This is a genomic window from Ruegeria sp. CF5 (assembly GCF_056537325.1).
The window spans coordinates 1-18,502 of sequence record NZ_JBQFRI010000014.1; the positions used below are offsets into that span (position 1 = coordinate 1).

Annotated in this window: 16 protein-coding genes and 2 pseudogenes; 2 read left to right on the plus strand and 16 right to left on the minus strand. The window is 57.2% G+C overall.

Annotated elements, in window-relative coordinates:
• The 9 genes and pseudogenes from ACR0NW_RS21825 to ACR0NW_RS21865 form a co-directional block, all read right to left on the minus strand.
• Nucleotides 1-135, minus strand: a pseudogene (locus ACR0NW_RS21825) (amino acid ABC transporter ATP-binding protein); the annotation flags it as partial.
• Nucleotides 136-147: 12 nt separating this feature from the next.
• Nucleotides 148-1,503 (minus strand): amino acid ABC transporter permease, encoded by a 1,356-nt coding sequence (locus ACR0NW_RS21830; protein ID WP_480452759.1) that lies wholly within the window; start codon nucleotides 1,501-1,503, stop codon nucleotides 148-150.
• A 1-nt stretch (nucleotide 1,504) separates the two neighbouring features.
• Nucleotides 1,505-2,773: an ABC transporter permease subunit gene (locus ACR0NW_RS21835; protein WP_170656655.1), complete on the minus strand. Its 1,269-nt coding sequence runs from the start codon at nucleotides 2,771-2,773 to the stop codon at nucleotides 1,505-1,507.
• 128 nt (nucleotides 2,774-2,901) lie between these two features.
• Entirely contained in the window at nucleotides 2,902-3,918 is a 1,017-nt protein-coding gene (locus ACR0NW_RS21840; protein ID WP_480452760.1) for an amino acid ABC transporter substrate-binding protein, read from the minus strand.
• Between the two features lie 208 nt (nucleotides 3,919-4,126).
• The gene (locus ACR0NW_RS21845; protein ID WP_480452762.1) at nucleotides 4,127-4,834 is read right to left on the minus strand and encodes an ATP12 family chaperone protein; all 708 of its coding nucleotides are present in this window, start codon (nucleotides 4,832-4,834) and stop codon (nucleotides 4,127-4,129) included.
• A 4-nt stretch (nucleotides 4,835-4,838) separates the two neighbouring features.
• Nucleotides 4,839-5,510, minus strand: coding sequence for an HAD-IA family hydrolase (locus ACR0NW_RS21850; protein ID WP_480452764.1), 672 nt, complete (start codon nucleotides 5,508-5,510; stop codon nucleotides 4,839-4,841).
• Nucleotides 5,507-6,550: an RluA family pseudouridine synthase gene (locus ACR0NW_RS21855; RefSeq protein ID WP_480452765.1), complete on the minus strand. Its 1,044-nt coding sequence runs from the start codon at nucleotides 6,548-6,550 to the stop codon at nucleotides 5,507-5,509. Before ACR0NW_RS21855 ends, ACR0NW_RS21850 begins: the two co-directional genes overlap by 4 nt.
• Before the next feature lie 145 nt (nucleotides 6,551-6,695).
• Nucleotides 6,696-7,502: a crotonase/enoyl-CoA hydratase family protein gene (locus ACR0NW_RS21860; protein WP_480452766.1), complete on the minus strand. Its 807-nt coding sequence runs from the start codon at nucleotides 7,500-7,502 to the stop codon at nucleotides 6,696-6,698.
• A gap of 230 nt (nucleotides 7,503-7,732) precedes the next feature.
• The gene (locus ACR0NW_RS21865; protein WP_480452768.1) at nucleotides 7,733-9,043 is read right to left on the minus strand and encodes a replication-associated recombination protein A; all 1,311 of its coding nucleotides are present in this window, start codon (nucleotides 9,041-9,043) and stop codon (nucleotides 7,733-7,735) included.
• 377 nt (nucleotides 9,044-9,420) lie between these two features.
• Here ACR0NW_RS21865 and ACR0NW_RS21870 point away from each other — a divergent pair, with 377 nt between their 5' ends.
• A complete protein-coding gene (locus tag ACR0NW_RS21870) occupies nucleotides 9,421-10,407 on the plus strand; it encodes a DMT family transporter (RefSeq protein ID WP_480452770.1) in 987 nt (328 codons plus the stop codon).
• A 175-nt stretch (nucleotides 10,408-10,582) separates the two neighbouring features.
• Here ACR0NW_RS21870 and ACR0NW_RS21875 read toward each other — a convergent pair whose 3' ends face one another.
• The 3 genes from ACR0NW_RS21875 to ACR0NW_RS21885 are packed head-to-tail and all read right to left on the minus strand — an operon-like array spanning nucleotide 10,583 to nucleotide 14,576.
• On the minus strand, nucleotides 10,583-12,118 hold the full coding sequence (locus tag ACR0NW_RS21875; RefSeq protein WP_480452771.1) for a trimethylamine methyltransferase family protein: 1,536 nt from the start codon (nucleotides 12,116-12,118) through the stop codon (nucleotides 10,583-10,585).
• On the minus strand, nucleotides 12,118-13,467 hold the full coding sequence (locus ACR0NW_RS21880; RefSeq protein WP_480452773.1) for an MmgE/PrpD family protein: 1,350 nt from the start codon (nucleotides 13,465-13,467) through the stop codon (nucleotides 12,118-12,120). Before ACR0NW_RS21880 ends, ACR0NW_RS21875 begins: the two co-directional genes overlap by 1 nt.
• A complete protein-coding gene (locus ACR0NW_RS21885; protein ID WP_480452775.1) occupies nucleotides 13,464-14,576 on the minus strand; it encodes a zinc-binding dehydrogenase in 1,113 nt (370 codons plus the stop codon). The genes ACR0NW_RS21880 and ACR0NW_RS21885 overlap by 4 nt, the downstream gene beginning before the upstream one ends.
• A gap of 160 nt (nucleotides 14,577-14,736) precedes the next feature.
• Here ACR0NW_RS21885 and ACR0NW_RS21890 point away from each other — a divergent pair, with 160 nt between their 5' ends.
• Nucleotides 14,737-15,639 (plus strand): LysR family transcriptional regulator, encoded by a 903-nt coding sequence (locus tag ACR0NW_RS21890; RefSeq protein WP_480452776.1) that lies wholly within the window; start codon nucleotides 14,737-14,739, stop codon nucleotides 15,637-15,639.
• A gap of 209 nt (nucleotides 15,640-15,848) precedes the next feature.
• Here the strand turns inward: ACR0NW_RS21890 and ACR0NW_RS21895 are convergent, their stop codons facing one another.
• From ACR0NW_RS21895 to ACR0NW_RS21910, 4 genes and pseudogenes are all read right to left on the minus strand, one after another.
• Nucleotides 15,849-16,058 carry a helix-turn-helix domain-containing protein gene (locus ACR0NW_RS21895; protein ID WP_480452861.1) on the minus strand — a complete coding sequence of 70 codons (210 nt, stop codon included), beginning with the start codon at nucleotides 16,056-16,058 and terminating at the stop codon, nucleotides 15,849-15,851.
• A gap of 10 nt (nucleotides 16,059-16,068) precedes the next feature.
• Nucleotides 16,069-16,119: pseudogene (locus ACR0NW_RS21900) on the minus strand (hypothetical protein); the annotation flags it as partial.
• 386 nt (nucleotides 16,120-16,505) lie between these two features.
• Nucleotides 16,506-16,976: a nucleoside deaminase gene (locus tag ACR0NW_RS21905; protein WP_480452778.1), complete on the minus strand. Its 471-nt coding sequence runs from the start codon at nucleotides 16,974-16,976 to the stop codon at nucleotides 16,506-16,508.
• An 83-nt stretch (nucleotides 16,977-17,059) separates the two neighbouring features.
• Entirely contained in the window at nucleotides 17,060-18,430 is a 1,371-nt protein-coding gene (locus ACR0NW_RS21910; RefSeq protein WP_480452780.1) for an amidohydrolase family protein, read from the minus strand.
• Nucleotides 18,431-18,502: the final 72 nt, after the last annotated feature.

Genomic DNA, 18,502 nt, shown 5'->3' on the forward strand with positions numbered 1-18,502 from the left:
GACGGTCAGATTGATGTCGCGCAGCACGTGGAATGCCCCGTACCACTTGTTCATGTTGGTGATTTCGATGGCGACCTCGTCGCTCACCTGCATCTTCGAGCGGTCGATTTCACGTTCAATTGCAAGTTCAGACATGTGTTGAACTCCTTAACGGTGGCCAGTCTGAAGCTTGCGCTCCAGATACATGGAATAACGGGACATGGAGAAGCAGACGACGAAGAACAGCGCGCCGATAAAGGCGAACAGTTCCCAGTAGATGCCATTCCAAGCGGTATCGGCACGGATCGCGTTGGTCAGGCCGATTACATCGAACAGGCCGATGATCGACACCAGAACCGTGTCCTTGAAGATACCGATGAAAGTGCTCACGATGCCCGGGATCGAGATTTTCAGGGCTTGCGGCATGATGATCAGCCGCTGTGCCTGCCAGTAGTTCAGGCCCAGACTGTCGGCGCCTTCGTACTGACCCCTTGGCAAGGCTGCCAGACCACCCCGGATCACCTCGGCCATATAAGCGGCCGAGAACAGGGTCATCATGATCATCACCCGTAGGATGATGTCAAAATTGGTGCCCGGCGGCAGGAACAGGTTCAGCAGCAGTGAGGCCACGAACAGCAGGGTGATCAGCGGTACACCGCGAATGAACTCGATAAAGCCCACGCACATATATTTGACGATCAGCAGGTCGGACTGGCGACCCAGTGCCAGAAGGATGCCGATAGGCAGCGATACACCGATGGCCACAACGCCCAGAAGGATCGCCAGCATGAAGCCGCCAAAGTCACGACTTTCCACAGCGGCGATGCCGATTGGAAGTGCTGCATCAATGGTATCGGCAACCGGGCCGGCTGCAAACAACCACCACAGAATGGGCAGCACGATCGCAAGGATCAGGGCCGTCAGTGAACCCGCGGCAGGTAGCACAAGCCTGTAGGCAATATACCCGATGGCGAATCCGGCGGCGACCATCAGTGGCCCCCAGATGCTACCGCCCCACATCAGCCAGGGCAGCAGGAACGGGTAGGCCGCCGTGACGATCAGAAGCTTGCGCGGTACTTTGGTGAACAACACAGGCGCAATCGCGACGAGCAACAGGATGAAGGCCAGGTTTGGTCGGAAATAGGCCGGCCATGCCCCAGCTTCTGGTGGGTTTGACCATGTTGCATTCGGGTACTCAGGATACGGCGGGTAGAAGCCGTAAAGTAGCTGCAACCAGCGATCCTTGATCACGCCCCAGCAGGCATGACCATGGGTATCGCCCCACGTTGCCATCATGATCTCACGACATTCTGACAGTGAATTCGCGTTCCAGACGGATTCGAACGTCCATGTCAGAACGTTGGACAGCACGTAGTAGATGAAGACCAGTGAGATTACGGTCAGGATAGCGTTGAGCCAGCTTGAGAACAGGTTATGTCTGATCCAGCCCAGCACCCCCACCTCTGAGGCGGGTGGTGTCTGTTCCGGCAACATTTCCGTGCGGACAAATGAAACATCACTCATATTACCGCTCCACCAGTTTGACACGGTTGTTGTACCAGTTCATCACCGCCGAAATGCTCAGCGAGATGGACAGGTAGATCAGCATCAGCAGCAGAACACATTCCAGCTCACGCCCGGTCTGGTTCATGGTGATGCCACCAAGGGTACCCGTGATGTCCATATATCCGACCGCAATCGCCAGTGACGAGTTTTTGGTCAGGTTCAGATAGTTCGAGATCATCGGCGGGATGATCACCCGCAGCGCCTGCGGCAGGATCACCAGACGCATCGTGCGGCCCGGACGCATACCCAGCGCGGATGCGGCCTCGGTCTGACCTTTCGAAATCGCCAGAATACCAGCACGGACGATCTCGGCGATGAAGGCCGCTGTATAAAGTGACAGCGCCAGCCACAGGGCGATCAATGAGTTCCGCAGATGGGTGCCGCCGCTGAAGTTGAAGCCCTTCAGCTCAGGGAAACCCAAATGGAAGCCCAGCGCGCCGAGCAGGATGGCCGACGGAACGACCAGCAGGCCCAGCTGGATGTGCCAGATGGTCGGGCGGTCGCCGGTCTTTTCCTGTGTGGCATTGGCCCAGGCCGACACTTTGCGCATTGCAAAGATGCTGCCGCCAAGCACGATCAGGAACGCGATCAGGTCCAGCGAAACATCAAAGCGCAGGCTCGATGTTCCAAACAGGTGGATATCGCCCAAACTGCGTGAGAACAGGAACTCGGGGATATAGACCCCGCGGTTTGTAATGGCGACCGAGTCGAACAGCTTCATCGTTGCTTCGGGATCTTCGCCCCGGAACGCACGCGGTGCAGGCAGACCTTCGATCAGGATAGCCATGGCCAGTACGATCCACAGCAGCACCGGCACGTTACGGAACATCTCGACGTAAACGGTCATGATCCGGGCGACCAACCAGTTGTTAGACAGGCGCAGGACGCCGACCATAACACCAACGATCGTGGCAGTGATACAGCCCAGTACCGCAACAACCAGCGTGTTCAGCAGTCCGATCAGCGCGGCGCGCAGATGGGTATCGCGCGAGTCATATTCCAGCAAGCGTTGGTTGATATCATAACTGGCCGGTTCACCGAAAAACGAGAACTCGACCGTTTTGCCCAATGCCTCAAGGTTCTGAATCGTATTGTTGATAAGCCAGGCTGCCAGAAGCATGAAACCGATCATTGCAATGACCTGAATGGTCGCTGATCGGTACCGCGTATCGTAAAGGAGCATGGACAGCCGGAACTGCTCCTTCGGCGGGTCAGTGAGAGTCGTCATGACCTATGTATATCCCCGTGAATCCCGGTTTTCTGTCGGCAGAGTTGATCTCTGCTCGGAACTGTCCGGGCGTGTTTCTTGTGGATGGAAAAAGGGCGCAGGTTGCCCTGCGCCCTTTTCCGTGGCTTTTAGCGGAACGGCGGTGCGTACAGCAGGCCGCCATCGGTCCACTGTGCGTTCAGGCCGCGTGCCAGACCAATCGGCGTTTCTTCACCGATGTTCTTGGCAAACACTTCACCATAGTTGCCACCCACTTTGATCGCGCGCTGTGCCCAGGTTGCGTCCAGACCCAGCATCTCGCCCAGGGTGCCTTCGGAACCCAGCAGGCGGTTCACTTCGGGGTTGTCAGTGCCAGCCGACATCTCGTCGATGTTCGCCGAGGTGATGCCCAGCTCTTCGGCCGCGATCAGCGCGTTCAGAGTCCAGCGGACGATGTCGCCCCACTCGTTGTCGCCATGACGGACCAGCGGACCCAGCGGCTCTTTCGAGATGATTTCGGGCAGGATCACGTGATCTGCAGCGTTCTCGAAGGTGGCGCGGGTTGCGGCAAGGCCGGAAGCGTCGGTGGTGTAGACGTCACAGGCGCCAGCCAGATACTGCTGCTGCGCTTCGGCGTTGGTTTCGATCGGAACCGGCTCGTAGCTCATGTTGTTGACACGGAAGAAATCCGCCAGGTTCAGTTCGGTGGTGGTGCCGGTCTGGATGCAGACGGTTGCGCCATCCAGTTCCTTGGCCGAGCTTACGCCCAGCGCCTTTGGCACCATGAAGCCCTGACCGTCATAGTAGTTGATGCCAACGAATTCGAACTTCAGGTCGACGTCGCGGCTGAAGGTCCACGTGGTGTTACGGGCCAGCATGTCAATCTCACCCGAAGCCAGCGCTGTGAAGCGTGTCTTGCCGGTGGTGGGAATGAACTCAACAGCGCTCGGATCATCCAGTACGGCGGCTGCAACTGCGCGGCAGACAGCTACGTCAAAGCCCTGCCATTCGCCATTGGCATCCGGGCTCGCAAAGCCGGGTACGCCGGTTGCGACACCACAGTTCAGCTTGCCGCGCGCCTTGACGTCGTCCGCGGTACCCGCTGCGGCAGCACCTGCTGCCAGAGCGGCAACGGTGGCCGCGCCCAAGATTACGGATTTTTTCATTTTTACCTCTTCCTGATTTTCCGTCCCCAGACGAAACGGTTTTGTCCGGCATCAAGATACCGGAAAGGTTACCCCAAAGGTGTCTCCCCTTTAGTGGGCACAAGTTTGGTCGCATTCATTAGAAAACGTCAAGGGTCGTATCAGGGAAATAGATGGACGGCATGTGCAGGGTGACCCTGGGTCACCCGCAGCCGCCTAAAGCAAAGGCTCAAACCGATAGATCGTAGAACCGTTTAGCGTGTAGGAAGGCGATCTTTTTCAACTCGGCTTCCCGCTGCGCTTCTTCGTCGATGCCCCACTGCTCTTCCTGCCAGATTTCATCCAGACGCGAAATCCGCCAGATCTCGTCTGCTTTCCGCCAATCCTGCGCTGCGGCGAAGCCAAGAATCAGAGATCCCGACAGACCGACCAGATCGTGGAACGCTGCCAGACGGAATTCGTCCAGTTCCCGCACCTGTTGTTTCAGCAGTTCCAGAACCGATGCTGACTGTGGCTGGTGAACAACGCCGGTGACCGGCAACAACCGGGTGCCGAGTGTTTCTGCCGCCCAATCAAGCACTGGATCCCATTGTTCCGACTGCCGTCGAACAAGTGCTTCGGGGTGTTCTGCCCGATAGCACAGCAAATCCGAATCACCATACGCGGCCAGCATGTCGGCCACTTCGGCATGTTGATGACGCACCTTGTCGATGGCTGCATTGGCAGACCGGGTGAAGGGCATCGTGGCCGGATCGACCTCTTTTTCCTGCGCGTCCCATTCGGCTGCTACGGCCTGCGCCATGGCCTGCGTTGGCAGAATAAGGGTGGCTTTGGCCGGGGTTTTCACCCGACGGCCATCCAATTCGACCGTGTATGCCCCATCAACTGGCACCACAGCGCTAGATGTCCAGAACCGTTTCGGTTTCCAATCGCTCATACGTTCAGTCCCAGATTTTGGTCAGCACGCCCGGAAGCTGGTCGAAGGTTTCCACCACGCAATGTGCATCCTTCAGGGCGGTCCTATGATGATATCCCCATGAAACCCCAATACCCGCAACACCGGCGGCCTTGGCCATTTCCATGTCAAAGCTGGTATCCCCGATCATCACCGTATCAGAAGCCGCAACACCGGTATCGGATCGCGCGGTATCGATCATCGAAGGATGCGGTTTGGACGGGTGATGATCCGCAACCTGTCGGGTTACGAAAAACTGCTCCAACGCGTGGGCCTCAAGCAGCGCATCCAGACCGCGCTGCGACTTACCGGTAGCGACCCCAAGCAGTACTTCGGGAATTGCATGCAAGGCCTGCAATATCTCAAGTGCGCCGGGGTAGAGCGGAGAGCTTGCTGCCCCCTGTTCCAGCCGCTGGGCGTGATAGGCCGCCTTGTATCCTTCGACCAGATCATGCTGAACGCTGTCGCTTTGTTCAGGTGCCAGACGCGCCATTGCGTGCGGCAGGGACAGGCCCACAATGGACAAAATCGCCGGGCGATCGGGCACCGGCAGCGATGCTGCCTGAAACGATGCGGTCATGGCCGAGACGATGCTTCCCTGACTATCAACCAGAGTGCCATCGACGTCGAACAGAACCAGCCGCAGGGGCGCGCTCATTGCAGGTCCTCAAAAGGATCGTCGGCGGCCAGGTCTTCGGTCCAGCCAAGAGTGTCCCAACTCTCTTTCATATGATCCGGCAACGCTGCGGTAACGGTCACGGTTTTTCGTGTCAGGGGGTGTTCGAACGACAAGCGCCGGGCATGCAGATGCAGCTTTTTGCTGATGATTCCGCCCAGTTGCGCGCCCCAGCCATCGCCCAGATTTTCCTGCCCTGATCCGCCATATTTGCCATCGCCAATAATGGGGTGCCCGATGGCGGCCATATGCGCCCGTAATTGATGCGTGCGGCCGGTAATCGGCTCCATCGCAACCCACGAGGCCCGCCCCGCCACACGATAAAGGGTCGCGTATTGGGTGTGCGCCCGCTTGGCGCCCGGCGTAACGTCCACCTCGTTCAGATGGACAGGGATCATTTTTTCGCCTTCGCCGTGCTTGCCATGGCCGGGCGCCTTGACCAGACCGGTCTTGATCTCGCCCAGATAGGGTGTCGGAACTCCGGCAACCAGCGCCCAATAAATCTTGCGGGTGTTGCGGTGTCGGAATGCAGCCGTCAATCCTTTGGCCGCTTCACGGGTTCGCGCCAGCAGCAATACACCCGAGGTATCCTTGTCCAATCGGTGCACAAGGCGCGGATTTTCATCAAAGCCAAAGCGCAGAGCTTCGGACAGGCCGTCCACATGGCGGGTTTGACCGCTTCCCCCCTGAACCGGCAGTCCTGCGGGCTTGTTCAGGGCAAGAACATGATCATCCCTGTAGATCACGCAGGACTGGATCATCTTTGCATCCGCGTCGGACACGCGGCGTTTAACCTCGGCCGGTTTGTGATCTGCGTCAGGCAGCGGTGGCACACGCACGACCTGACCGGGTTCAAGCCGGGTCGAGGCCTTTACCCGGCCACCGTCCACTCGCAACTCTCCCTTGCGGCACATCTTTTCGATGCGACCCTGACTGACATGCGGAAACAGGCGCCGCAACCAGCGGTCCAGGCGCTGATCTCCGTCGCCGTTTTCAACCGTGATCATCTGCACGCCAGTCATGGGAAAACCCCCATCAATTCACGGCGCGCCCGCGTGAGCCACATATCCACACCACTCCAAGAAAGCATGAGGCGTCTGTCGCGCGCAGCGCCAGCAGAGTCAAGGCGCGACAGTCGTTTCACGTGGCTACATTCAGATTGATGGCTCAGATATTCGAAAAGTCGCCATGCCTGCCGGCACCATCCCGGAAGCGTCCGGCTCCGGCGGTTCCTTCCCGGCGGATTGCCTCAAGGCCGTTGGCCCATTCTACCTTGAGCGCCTCGCGCACCGGCATGCCCCGGGTTTCGATGATCGACCGGCGATCCGCCCGCACGGCTTCCTGCGGGAACCGAGCAATTTCCCGGGCCATAGCCTCGGCTGCAGTCCGGGTCGTGCCATGTGGTACCACCTTTTCCGCAAGGCCGATGCGATAGCATTCCTCTGCTTCGACCTTGCGGCCGGTCAGGGCAATCTCAAGCGCTTTGCCCTGACCGACCAGCCTTGGCAAACGGACCGAGCCACCATCCATCAGAGTTATCCCCCAGCGACGGCAGTAAACGCCAAGATATGCAGTCTCGGCCATCACCCGGATGTCGCACCACAGCGCAAGCTCCATTCCACCGGCGACGGCGGCGCCTTCTATCGCGCCTATGACCGGTTTCGACAATTCCAGCCGCGAGGGGCCCAGAGGACCAGTCAGCGAAGGAGCCGACCCGACCGGAAATGCGAGCATATCAAAATAGGCTTCACGCAGTTCAGGGTCAGACAACGACGCCGCCAGCTTCAGATCCCAGCCCGCGCAGAAATTGTCGCCCTTTCCCCAGAAGACCGCGACCTTGGCCGGTCCTTGCTCAAATTCCAGAAAAGCATCTACCAACGCCCGCGCGTGATCGGTATCCACGGCGTTCCGCGCCTCTGGCCTGTCGTGCACTATAGTCCAGACGTCTTCGGTTTTTTCGATTTCAACGGTCATAAACTTCCCTCCCGGCATGTTCTTGCCCTTAGGGAATGCTGCTGTAGGTAAAGTGTCACCTGCAACGTCACGGCACATGTCATTCTGACGTAACGACCTCAGAGATTTCACTGAAGCAGGAGATTGGAGAAGCGCCCTGGCATCTTTGAGGTATTTTAGTTTTCAAAGTTTCCCGAGTTTCTGATGTTGCGCCGGTCTGGAGAGTGGAAGTTCGTAGGGACAAAAGCACCCTAATCGAACAGTCTGGGGGACGGTCGGCCGGTGATCCTCTCCCAATATTCGTCAGCGCGCTTTTCAAATGTAGGCGCGTCCCGAGCTTCGCTTTTATAGAAGCGTCCCGGCTCGATGCCTGGTGCGTATTGTTGATCAACCCAGCCTCGCGGATCCTTGTGTGGGCTCCGGTAGCCGCCATGGCCAAGCTTTTCGCTGCCCTGATAATGCGTATCGCGCAAATGCAACGGAACCGGCAAAGGCGGCTCGCTCGCAACTGCCGCAAGGGCTGCCGAAATTCCATGATTGGCGGATCCGGACTTGGGCGCACGGGCAACATGAAGGGCGGCATGGGCAAGGATAATTCTTGCCTCGGGATATCCGACCAATTCCACGGCCTGAGCAGCGGCAACAGCAGTCTGCAGGGCACTGTTGTCGGCAAGCCCCACGTCTTCGGACGCCTGAATCATGATGCGGCGGGCGATGAAACGCGGGTCTTCACCTGCATGGATGAGCCGCGCAAGCCAGTAAAGCACGGCGTCCGCTGCTGCTCCTCCACGCATCGATTTGATAAACGCGGAAATAATGTCGTAATGCTGGTCACCGGAACGATCATGGTTAACTGGCGAGGCCATATAGGCTTCTTCGATCATTTCCTCTGTTACGGTAACGGGTTCGCCCGGCATATGACCAACAGCAAGACTTTCAAGGGTCGTCAAAGCCCGGCGTGCATCACCGCCAGAGCGCCCCGCGATGAGCCGCATTTGTTCGGCGGATAAGGCTACCTTGATACCGGTGCTCTTCAGATGATCGAGGCCTCGTGTAACGACTTTTTCCATGTCCTCGAGAGAAATGGGTTCAAGTTTCAGGATCGTTGATCGTGAAATAAGAGCCTTGGGTAACGCAGTGTAGGGATTCTGAGTTGTCGCCCCCATGAAATCAGCGGTGCCGTCTTCGCAGATCGCAAGAAGATCGTCTGCCTGTGTGGCGGAGAACCGATGAACTTCATCGACAAAAATAAGCAGGGGGCGCATCCGCGCTTCGTCCGCAAGTTGACGGATTTCCTTCACACCGGCGCGCGTCGCATGAAGCGGGCGGAAATCCTTATTGAGCATGTTGCCCACGGCCCGCGCGATGGACGTCTTTCCGATACCCGGCGGACCGTAAAGAACAATGCTGCCGAGTTGATCCGCGGCAATCCTGCGCTGCAGGATCGACCCCTTCGCCGTGAGTGCATCCTGTCCGATAACTTCGTCAAGTGAGCGTGGTCGCAAAGCTGCGGCAAGCGGCTGTTTGCCTTGTTCTTTGCTGAGATCGAAGAGATCTGACATCTGGTTAACCTCGCTTCCGACTTGGATTGGCTTTCAGGAGATACCTTGAACAATGAGTGATCGGAATAGACCTGGTGATAGCGGGTGATCTTTTTTGCAACCCATAAACTATACCAGCGCGTCTGAGCCAAGCGTCCGCCCACCCAGATGTTAGAGGTAAAACTAACGTGTGGTTGCAGCCGATACGCCAAGAGTTATCGGCCTTGGATCAAAATAGACCGGCAGTTTTGCTTTTGCTGCCAGATCAACAAAACAACCTTGCTCTCAAACTCAGCCCGACACCGGCTTCGGGTCAATCGCCTTATTCCAAATAGGCATCACAAGCGAGGTGACCTGTTCAATGGTCCGTGTTAGTGGCCATTTGGAAAGGGTACTCCATGACAGCGGAACAAAAACTGCAAAACCCGACAGCGGGTATCGCGTTCGTACTGATCGGTATATTGGCGATTTCTGTCAATGATATGCTGATCAAATTCCTGTCTGGCGGTTATCCCCTGCATCAGATGGTCTTTACGAGATCGTTGATCGGGATCGGGTTCAGCCTTGCCTTGGTGCAAATGGAAGGGGGTTGGCGTATCCTGAAAACAGATCAACCGGGACTTCACCTCCTGCGCGGTTTGCTTATTGTCGTTGCCAATCTGACGTTCTTCACGGCTCTTGCAGTAATGCCACTGGCGGAAGCCACTGCGGTGTTCTTCGTTGCACCCTTGATGATCACTTTGCTGAGCATCCCATTGCTAGGCGAAAAGGTTGGCCCCATGCGGATTGGCGCAGTGCTTGTGGGTTTCTTGGGCGTGGTGATCATGACTCGTCCGTGGGAAGCCGGTGGCGAGCGTGAAGTTGGTCTGCTGATGTATGCTCTGCCGGTTCTTGCTGCCTTCACCTATGCCCTTAACAACGTGCTCACCCGCTTTCTTGGCGCAAAGTCCAAGGCGTCGGCGATGGCCGTTTACATTCAGGCGTGCTTTATCGTCGTCAGTCTGGTGTTCTGGTCGATAGCCGGGGATGGGCGCTTTGCGAATGAGTTTGAAAACGAGAGCCTGATTTTCTTACTACGCGCTTGGGTTTGGCCCGAAGGGACTGACCGCTGGCTGTTTGTTGGGCTTGGGTTCAATTCTGCAATCATCGGTTATTGTCTTGGTCAGGCTTACCGGATGGCGGATGCCGCTACGGTGGCACCATTTGAATATGTTGGCCTTCCGATGGCAATTTTCTGGGGCTGGGTAATCTGGGGAGAATTGCCCAACCTGCCTGTCGCAATCGGTATCGCATTGATTTTGGGATCGGGAATGTTTGTCTTTTTACGGGAGCGTCAAAAGAAGCGGAACGTGATCACTGAAAAAAGGGTGCATCGTCGATACTAGATGCCAAAGTTGGACAAAAATTGGCTAGTCGCCGAACCATATGCGAGACCGGATATATTTCGGCATCGCAGCCGCCGTTGTTGAGGACCTCAGCGATTGGCCGGAGAGAACTCAATGCAGCCAATGCTGCGTGGTCGAATAACGTCCCAAATAACGCTGGCTTCTCTGAAACAGGTCATTTCCAGTTTGTCGCAATCTCGGGAAAGCGTTGGTAGATGGCGGCGGCGGTCTCGGCCCCGAAGACCGCAGCATCATCTCTCGCAAGGATCTCTTTGGCTCGTGTGCGTGCTGCTTGAAGGGTCGATGGCGCCCCGGCATCTGCCCAGGCCTGTGGTGTGGTGCGGTCGGCGAGGTCAGGATAGTAATAGTCGCTTTGCATTCGTTGCAGCGTCTGCCCACTGCCAAGGAAATGTCCCGGCCCGGCAAGGCAAACCTCGCGGATCACGTCGAAAGCCAAAGCGTCCTCGTTGATTTGGAAACCGCGCGTGGCGCGCAGGACCGATCCGATCAGGTCGTTGTCCAGAACGAAGCTTTCTTTGCTGGCGGCTAAAAGCGATCCGTACATGCCCGCAGCTTCATAGATCAGGTTCGCGCCTGCCAGAGCACTGAGAAGCTCGGTTATGCCCTTTTCGTAACCCGCCTGAAAGTCGGGCATTTTACTGTCTGTCATACCGGCACTGACGGCGCAGGGGATGCCGTAGTGCTGCGCCATCTGGGCACAGGCCGCCATCAGCACGCCTTGCTCGGCGCTGCCACCCGACATCGCGCCGGTGCGCAGATCGCTGACAAAGGGCAGGGCACCAAACAGCGCCGGATGGCCGGGATTTAGAAGGTTCACATAGACTAATCCCGCCAACACTTCGGCCGTTTGCTGCGCGACTGCACCGGCTAGCGGCGCTGGGCTGGTGGCCCCGGCTTGCCCGGCAGAGACGAGCTTTAGGGGCGTGCCGGTCTCTGCAGCGCATTCGATGATGCTAAGCGCTTCTTCGGCGAACGTCAGGGGCGGCACGACGAAACACGTCGAGACACAACAAAACGGGCGTGCGCGCCAGGCTTCTTCACTGCCCGCGATCATGTGGAACATCTCGACTGCATCCCGCATCGTGTCTGCGGAGGTAAATGACGTGCCGATAGGCTTTGCCGTGCCCGCTGCGCAGGCATAGGCAGTGTTTAACTCCATTGCATGGGTGTCTTTGATGTCGCGCGCCACGACCGTGCGCTGGAACATGTGGATATTCGGTAGCGCCTGGGCAAGACGGGCCATGTCGTGGAGATCAGACAGGGTGCTGTCACGTACCTTGCCGGTCTCGCTGTCCACAATGTGTACAGCCGCACCAGAGGTACCAAGGTGGATGCGTGTGCCGCTTGGGTTAAGGTCGTACTCAGGCTTCTGGCCATGAAGCATGAACCCACGGCCCGCTGTTTGAAGTACACGTTCCACCATCTGAGGCGGAAAGAGCAACCTGCCAGCGTCAGAGACAGACCCGCCCGCAGCCGTGATCGTCTCGATACAGCGTGGTGTTGCACCGACGAGCCCGATTTCGGCAAGGATACGCAGGACCGTCCGATGAATACCAAGGACGCCTTCGGGAGAGATCACCTGGTATTGACCGCCCTCAATGCCGGGCCAGATTGCTGCGCTGGGGCCAGATCCAGCACCACCCTGACGTCCCGCTCGCCGTGCGGCGCGGCCTGATCGTATTCTGCTCATTAGTGGGATACCTGCTGTGTCAAAAGGGCGAGAATGCCTGATTGTTCAGGCCAGTTACGAAGCTTCGCCGCCCATGCGTCGGGGACAAGCCCGACATTTGCATTGAACTTTTGCCAGAGCCGGTCATCGCTCATGGGCTGTTGAGGCGCACCCAAGGGATAGGTGCAGCTTTCCTCAAGGATCGTCCCGTCAGTCCGAGTGATAACCATGCGGTCGGGATCTTCCTTTGCATAGTTCAGGTCCGGTCGTGCTGGAGGGAATGGATGTACGTGTATCTTGGTGATCAGGTTCATCACCTCTGGCGAATTCCATTGCTCGGCCTCAAGGTCGCACAGCGTCAATCCACCTCGGATCAACCCAATCGCGGCCACGAAAGGCAGGCTGAAGAGGGCCTCGGGCCGGTTCGTTGGTTGGCAAAAGGGCAGTACGGCGCCATGGAAATCGGGAAGATGCAGATCGATGCGTGCAATTTCACCCAGAGGTAGGCGATCACGCAGGCGCAACGCGCAGGTCATGATCCGATGCGTGTATCCACAGCTTGGCCATGGTTTGAAAACAAGCCCGTGCTGCGTCAAGGCATACCCCAAGCCCAACTTCCCCAAGGCCACGTCAAAACGTTGAGCGCCCGGCCCGCCCATCAACTGAGCCATACCTCGCGGATGGTCGAGAACATGCTCCTGGCCTGTCAGCCCAGCCTGCGCCAAGAAGGCGGATTCGACACCGGCCCGCGCAGCAAATCCCGCTTGGATCGGTTTGGCATGAGACCCGAACTGACAGGTATACCCACTTGCCGTACTGATCGCCAAGGACATCGCATTCGCTGTTTCTTCAGCGGACAACCCCATAACCCGCGAGCAGGCCGCGGCGGCTGCGGACGCACCGAGCGTGGCAGTGGAATGCCAGCCCGCATCGTAATGCTCGAAATTCATCGCCTCCCCCAATCGGGCGATCACTTCAAATCCGGCGAGATAGGCGCAGGCGACGTCGGCGCCGTGGGTTTGTGGCCCCGAAACGGCCAGCACGGCAGGCAAGAGCACCACGGTCGGGTGCGTGTTGCCTGGGATTTCCCAATCGTCGAAGTCCAGGGCATGACCCGCGACAGCGTTCAGGAATGCAGCTTGCGGTCGCGAGGTTTTCATCTCGGTACCGATCACCTGTGCAGGGCCATCCGAACCCATTGCCAGCACGCCGTCTCGCGACCTGATCGCGACATCAGTGCATGCGCCAGCGTGAATACAACCAAGTGTGTCGATCACGCCGTCGCGCAGAACCGCCAGTGCAGCGGCATCCGCATTCAGCGGGTCTTCGGCAACAAAGCGGGCCAGACGGATCAGAGCCGATTGGGTCAAAGGGCGGGCTCGTCGAACAGGATCACGCCGCGCCCAGGTTTTCCAGCGAGCATGTCATCCAGAGCTTCGTTGATCTGGTCAAGCCTGTAGCGCCGTCCTATCAGCTGGTCGATGGGGAGGTTACCCTCCATGTAGTGCTGCGCATAGGCCACAAAGTCGCGCGATGTGCAGGCTGATCCAAAGATCGATCCAGTAACAATAATCTCGGCGCGCGTAATTCCTGTTGAGGGCAGGTCTATAGTAGCGTCATTTCCGTCCATCCCGACAAAAGTCACCTGCCCCCCGGGGCGGCAGTACTCGATCGCCGCCCGCTGTAAGGTGCGTTTTCCGACGGCTTCGAACACATGGTCGGCGCCGTGCTCAGTCATCTCATGGATACGAGCCCTGACATCCTCGCTCGCTGGTATAAAATCCGTGGCCCCTAATTCACGCGCCTTGGCCTCCGTTCCCGGCGCCGCATCAATGGCGATGATCCTGCGCGCGCCCGCCAGCTTTGCCCCCATGATGATAGACAAACCCACACCACCCGCACCGATCACCACAATAGTTGATCCTGGCGCCACCTTGGCGCGGTTCAGGACTGCGCCAACGCCTGTGGTTACGGCACAACCTAATAGCGCGGCGACATCGAACGGTAAGGCCTTGCTGATCCTAATGCAGCTTTCCTGCGGTACCACAGCATGATCGGCCCAGCACGCCAGCATGGACAGGTGCCGTACAGGGCCCTTCGCGTTGGTCAACCGGCACGTCCCGTCCAGCATGGTGCCGTCCCAGAGTGGGGTTTTGTAGGTCTGGCACAAATGGGTTTGCTCATGAGCGCAAAAGAAACAGTCGCCGCAATAGGGAATCCAGCTCAGGACGACATGATCTCCGATAGACAGATCGGTGACGCCTTTGCCCAATCCGATCACCTCGCCCGCGCCTTCATGGCCCAGCACGACGGGCAGATCATGATCCGCCTGACCCGAGATCACATGATAGTCGGAATGACAGACGCCAGCTGCCCCCATGCGGATCAAAACCTCGCCAGCACGCGGTGTATCGAGGTCCAGCTCTTCCACCACAAGCGGTTCTTTCGTGCTGTACATCACAGCGGCTTGTGTCTTCATGACAGGAAGGTTCCGTTAAATCCGTCGGACCGGCCCGATTTGCGAGGCGGCATGGCGTGCACCTTTCTGAATGTATTTGCTTTCAACGGAACCCTATTTCGCCTTATCCATTGTTAGAACGCCCGAAACGCTTATACCTTTCATTCCGTGGAGGAATGGTATGGCGGCACTGAACTGGAAACGTCTGACCGCGTTCGAGGCCGTGGCCCGACATCGTAATTTCACTCGAGCGGCGCAAGAATTGAACGTACAGCAACCGGCGGCCAGCCGCCGTGTGGCCGAGTTGGAGGCTGAGCTGGGCGTGAAGCTTTTGAACAGGACACGGCCCTTTGCGACACTCACGCGGGAAGGCGAAGTGCTTTATCGGGCAATCTCGGGTGGCATCACGCAGGTCCGCAGTGCGCTGGAATTGGTACGCCAGCACCCGAACCGAGCGCGCTTGACCGTCAACACCACCATCGGCTTTGCCAGTTGCTATCTGATGAAGCGCCTGCCCGAATTTCGGGCCATGCATCCCGATATTTCGATTGAGTTGATCTCGCGAGACCAGAACGACGCCTACGATTTGGAGAGCGATATCGTGGTCGCTTTCGACAACCCTGACCGTTTGCCGGGCATGCGAAAGGCTTTGGTTTTTGAAGAGAGTATGGTCGCAGTGGCCCGGCCGGACGTGGCCGCATCGATTGGGGACGACCTAAAAGCGCTTTCAGAGCACGCGCTGCTCTATCTGACAATGGGCCTTCACACCGACGATTGGACCACGTTCTTCGATGGGACAGAGCTTGTTCCATCCGCCCCGGCCTCCGAGCGGAAATTTACCAGTTTCATGGTCTATCTTCAGGCGGCCTTGAACGGTGATGGCGTCATCCTTGGCTGGGAGACACTGCTCCAGGATCATTTCGATCTTGGGTTGCTAACACCGATCACCGATCGGCGCATCAAGACACATCGTGGCTATTTTGGTTGCCTGATGCCCCGCGCAGCGGACCGCAATTCAGCTGGCAAATTCCTCGATTGGATCGCTGGTCAGGGTAGAACAGCAGGCGTTCTCGCGACCGACTAACTTATGGAGAGCAACCCGCTCAAGCAACACGAAGGGAGCGTGCACATCTGGCCCCTGTGGCTGACGTGCGCGCGCGATCTGAGCGCACACACCAGACTGAGCATTGAAGAAATCGCGCGGCGTTGCGGCTTTTTCATCGGCTTCCGGGCCGCTGGGCGGAACAAATGCAGTAGCCAGTCGATCCGCAAGGAAACCGGCGGATCGCTGGGTCAGTCCAACCCTTCATAGCGGGCATTTACCTCTTTCAAAGTTGTTGTCAGCCCCTTTTCGACGGTGGATTTCGAAACCGCCTTGTATTCCGGCACCGGATTGGCCCCCATGATAGCGACCTGTTCAAGATAATAGTCCGTGGCCGTCTTCAGCCCCTGCATCTCGTACACGCCGAGTGCCGCTTTGCAGATCGAGCTCCGGCCGGGCATGCAGCATCCGGCGATTGTCGAAGGCGATCAGATCACCGGGCTCCAGCCGGAGTTGGACCATATACTTCGGGGTTCAGCGCGCACTCGAGTAGCCACCATCAAGCACTCTTCCAACGACCCTTTCGGTCCGTTCCTGGAGCGGATCGTAAGCAGGGCCTCGAAACGACTTCTAACGCTGACACCATTTCCCCAAACGGGCAGGCGCAGAATAGAGCTTCTGCAGGCCTGAATTCAGACGATTCTCAAAATTTTGGTCGAAGGCGTGAGGCTAATCGGCCAACAGGTCGTGGACCGGAGCTATGAATCACGTGTCGCCTCAAGAGGACAGCCAAGGAAATTGGCTTATTGGGCGTGATGGCTAAATAGCCTTAGAGCGAAACCAACCTTTCATTTCAATTGAAATTTAGAAGATCAGCTTTTCAAAAGTCTCTCGTGGTTCGCATCAAACTACCAGAAACCCAAATGACCCTCGGCTACTTCTTCTTCGATCTCGGCAAATGGCCCGCGGGTTTCTACGGTCCGCTGGCCGGCTGCAAATACGGTTTCACACGGCAGGTCCAGTGTGAGGTTTTCCTCGTTGTCGCCGGTTAGTACAGCCAATCGCTTTTCAGTCATCCCGTATACAACCGTTCCAATCCCTGCCCAGTAGCAGGCTCCGGCGCACATGCAGCACGGCTCCACCGATGTGTACAGTGTACACTTCTCCAAGTACTCCGGTTGGTATTTTCGGCTTGCCGCTCGGGCAACATTCAACTCCGCGTGTCCAACGCCTTTTTCATACGAGTAGGAGTTCCCAGCGCTAAGCAAAATATCACCTTGTGGGCCGACCAGAATGGCACCGAAGGGATGGTTGCCGGATTCTCGACACTCCTTGGCGATCTTGATGGTTTGCCGCAGATATTTCAGATCATTGCACATCATATTTTCCTATTTTGCCATTTGGAGCCCGCCAAAAGGTTTTTCTTATGACATACGTAGCTTTTCAGAAGCGGTGCCAACCTTCAAACAGGGCTCACCGCGCCATCGGTGTTTTCAGAAAGAAAGGCTGCGCGGCGCTCAAACAATCCTGGAAGCACGTCGTGAACCTCTCCGATCAGGTCAGATATATCAGCGGTTAAAAGCCGCCCATCACTCACGATCTGGTTTCCGTCCACCATTGTCATGACAACGTCCGAGCCCCGCGCCGAATGCACCAGATTATAGTGGAGATTGAAGAATTCACCTTCGCTGATCAATGGCGTCATGCGCGGCGTGTCAGTGCGTACCGCAATGATGTCGGCCTTCTTGCCGACCTCCAGAGAACCGATCTCATTCTCCAGACCGATGCTTCTTGCGCCGTCGATTGTGCCCATTCGCAGGACCTCCCATGCATCCAATGCGCTAGCGTCCAGATTGTTCAACTTTCCAAGAAGAGACGTGCACTTCATGTCGTCGAACATATCGAGATTGTTGTTCTCTTTTTCGCCATCTGTGCCGATACCGACAGCCACCCCTGCCTTGAGCAGTTTTTCCACCGGCGCGATGCCACTTGCCAGCTTCATATTGCTGACCGGGTTGTGGGCGACGCCAACACCATTTTCGGCGATGATCTCGATCTCGGAATCGTCCAACCAGACACAATGTGCCAGCAGAGTATTTCGAGGTTCGAAGAAACCCAAATCCTTGAGAACATGAACCGAACGCTTGCCATAGCGGCGGTCCATTTCCCGCAATTCAATCTCGGCTTCGTTGCTGTGCGTATGGAAGCCAGTGTCATACTTCAGCGCGAGATCAATGAAGTCCCGATGCTTTTCGGACGACGCATAAAACAAGTGCTCAAGCCCAACCCAAACATTGATCCGACCCTCCGACTTGCGATGCCAGTCATCCAGAAGCTGTTCGTTGGATGCCAGAGTTTCAAAATAGTTGTAGTCCGGGTGTTCACCGACATACGGCACAAGCACAGCCCGTGTGCCGATTGTATCCGCGGCCTTCGCGCTGCCATGCATGTACCGCCACATGTCAACGATTGTCGTCGTCCCGGACAAAGCCGATTCCGCATAGCAAAGCCATGATGCTGCTTCTGCTTCACGCGCATTGAGCACCCGGTGCATCGGATCGATATACATGCGCAACCAATCCCAGACGGGCAATCCCTCGGCCGTTCCACGCAGAATGCCCGAATGGCAATGTGCATTGACGAGTCCGGGCATGAGCAAGCTATCACGAAATTCCTGGATTTTTACTTGCGGGTTTTCGCGTACCAGCTGCTCGCGCGACCCAACGGCAGCGATTTCATTTCCACGCACGAGAACCGCGGCGTCGATTAAGACAGTATTCTGCGTATCCATTGTCAGTACGTGCGGTGCGCAAAGCAGGACATCACGTGTCATTTCTTCTCTACCCTTTAAGAACTTTTGTTAAGGCTAGGAGGAAGTGGTGTTCCAATCTATGATAATAAATCG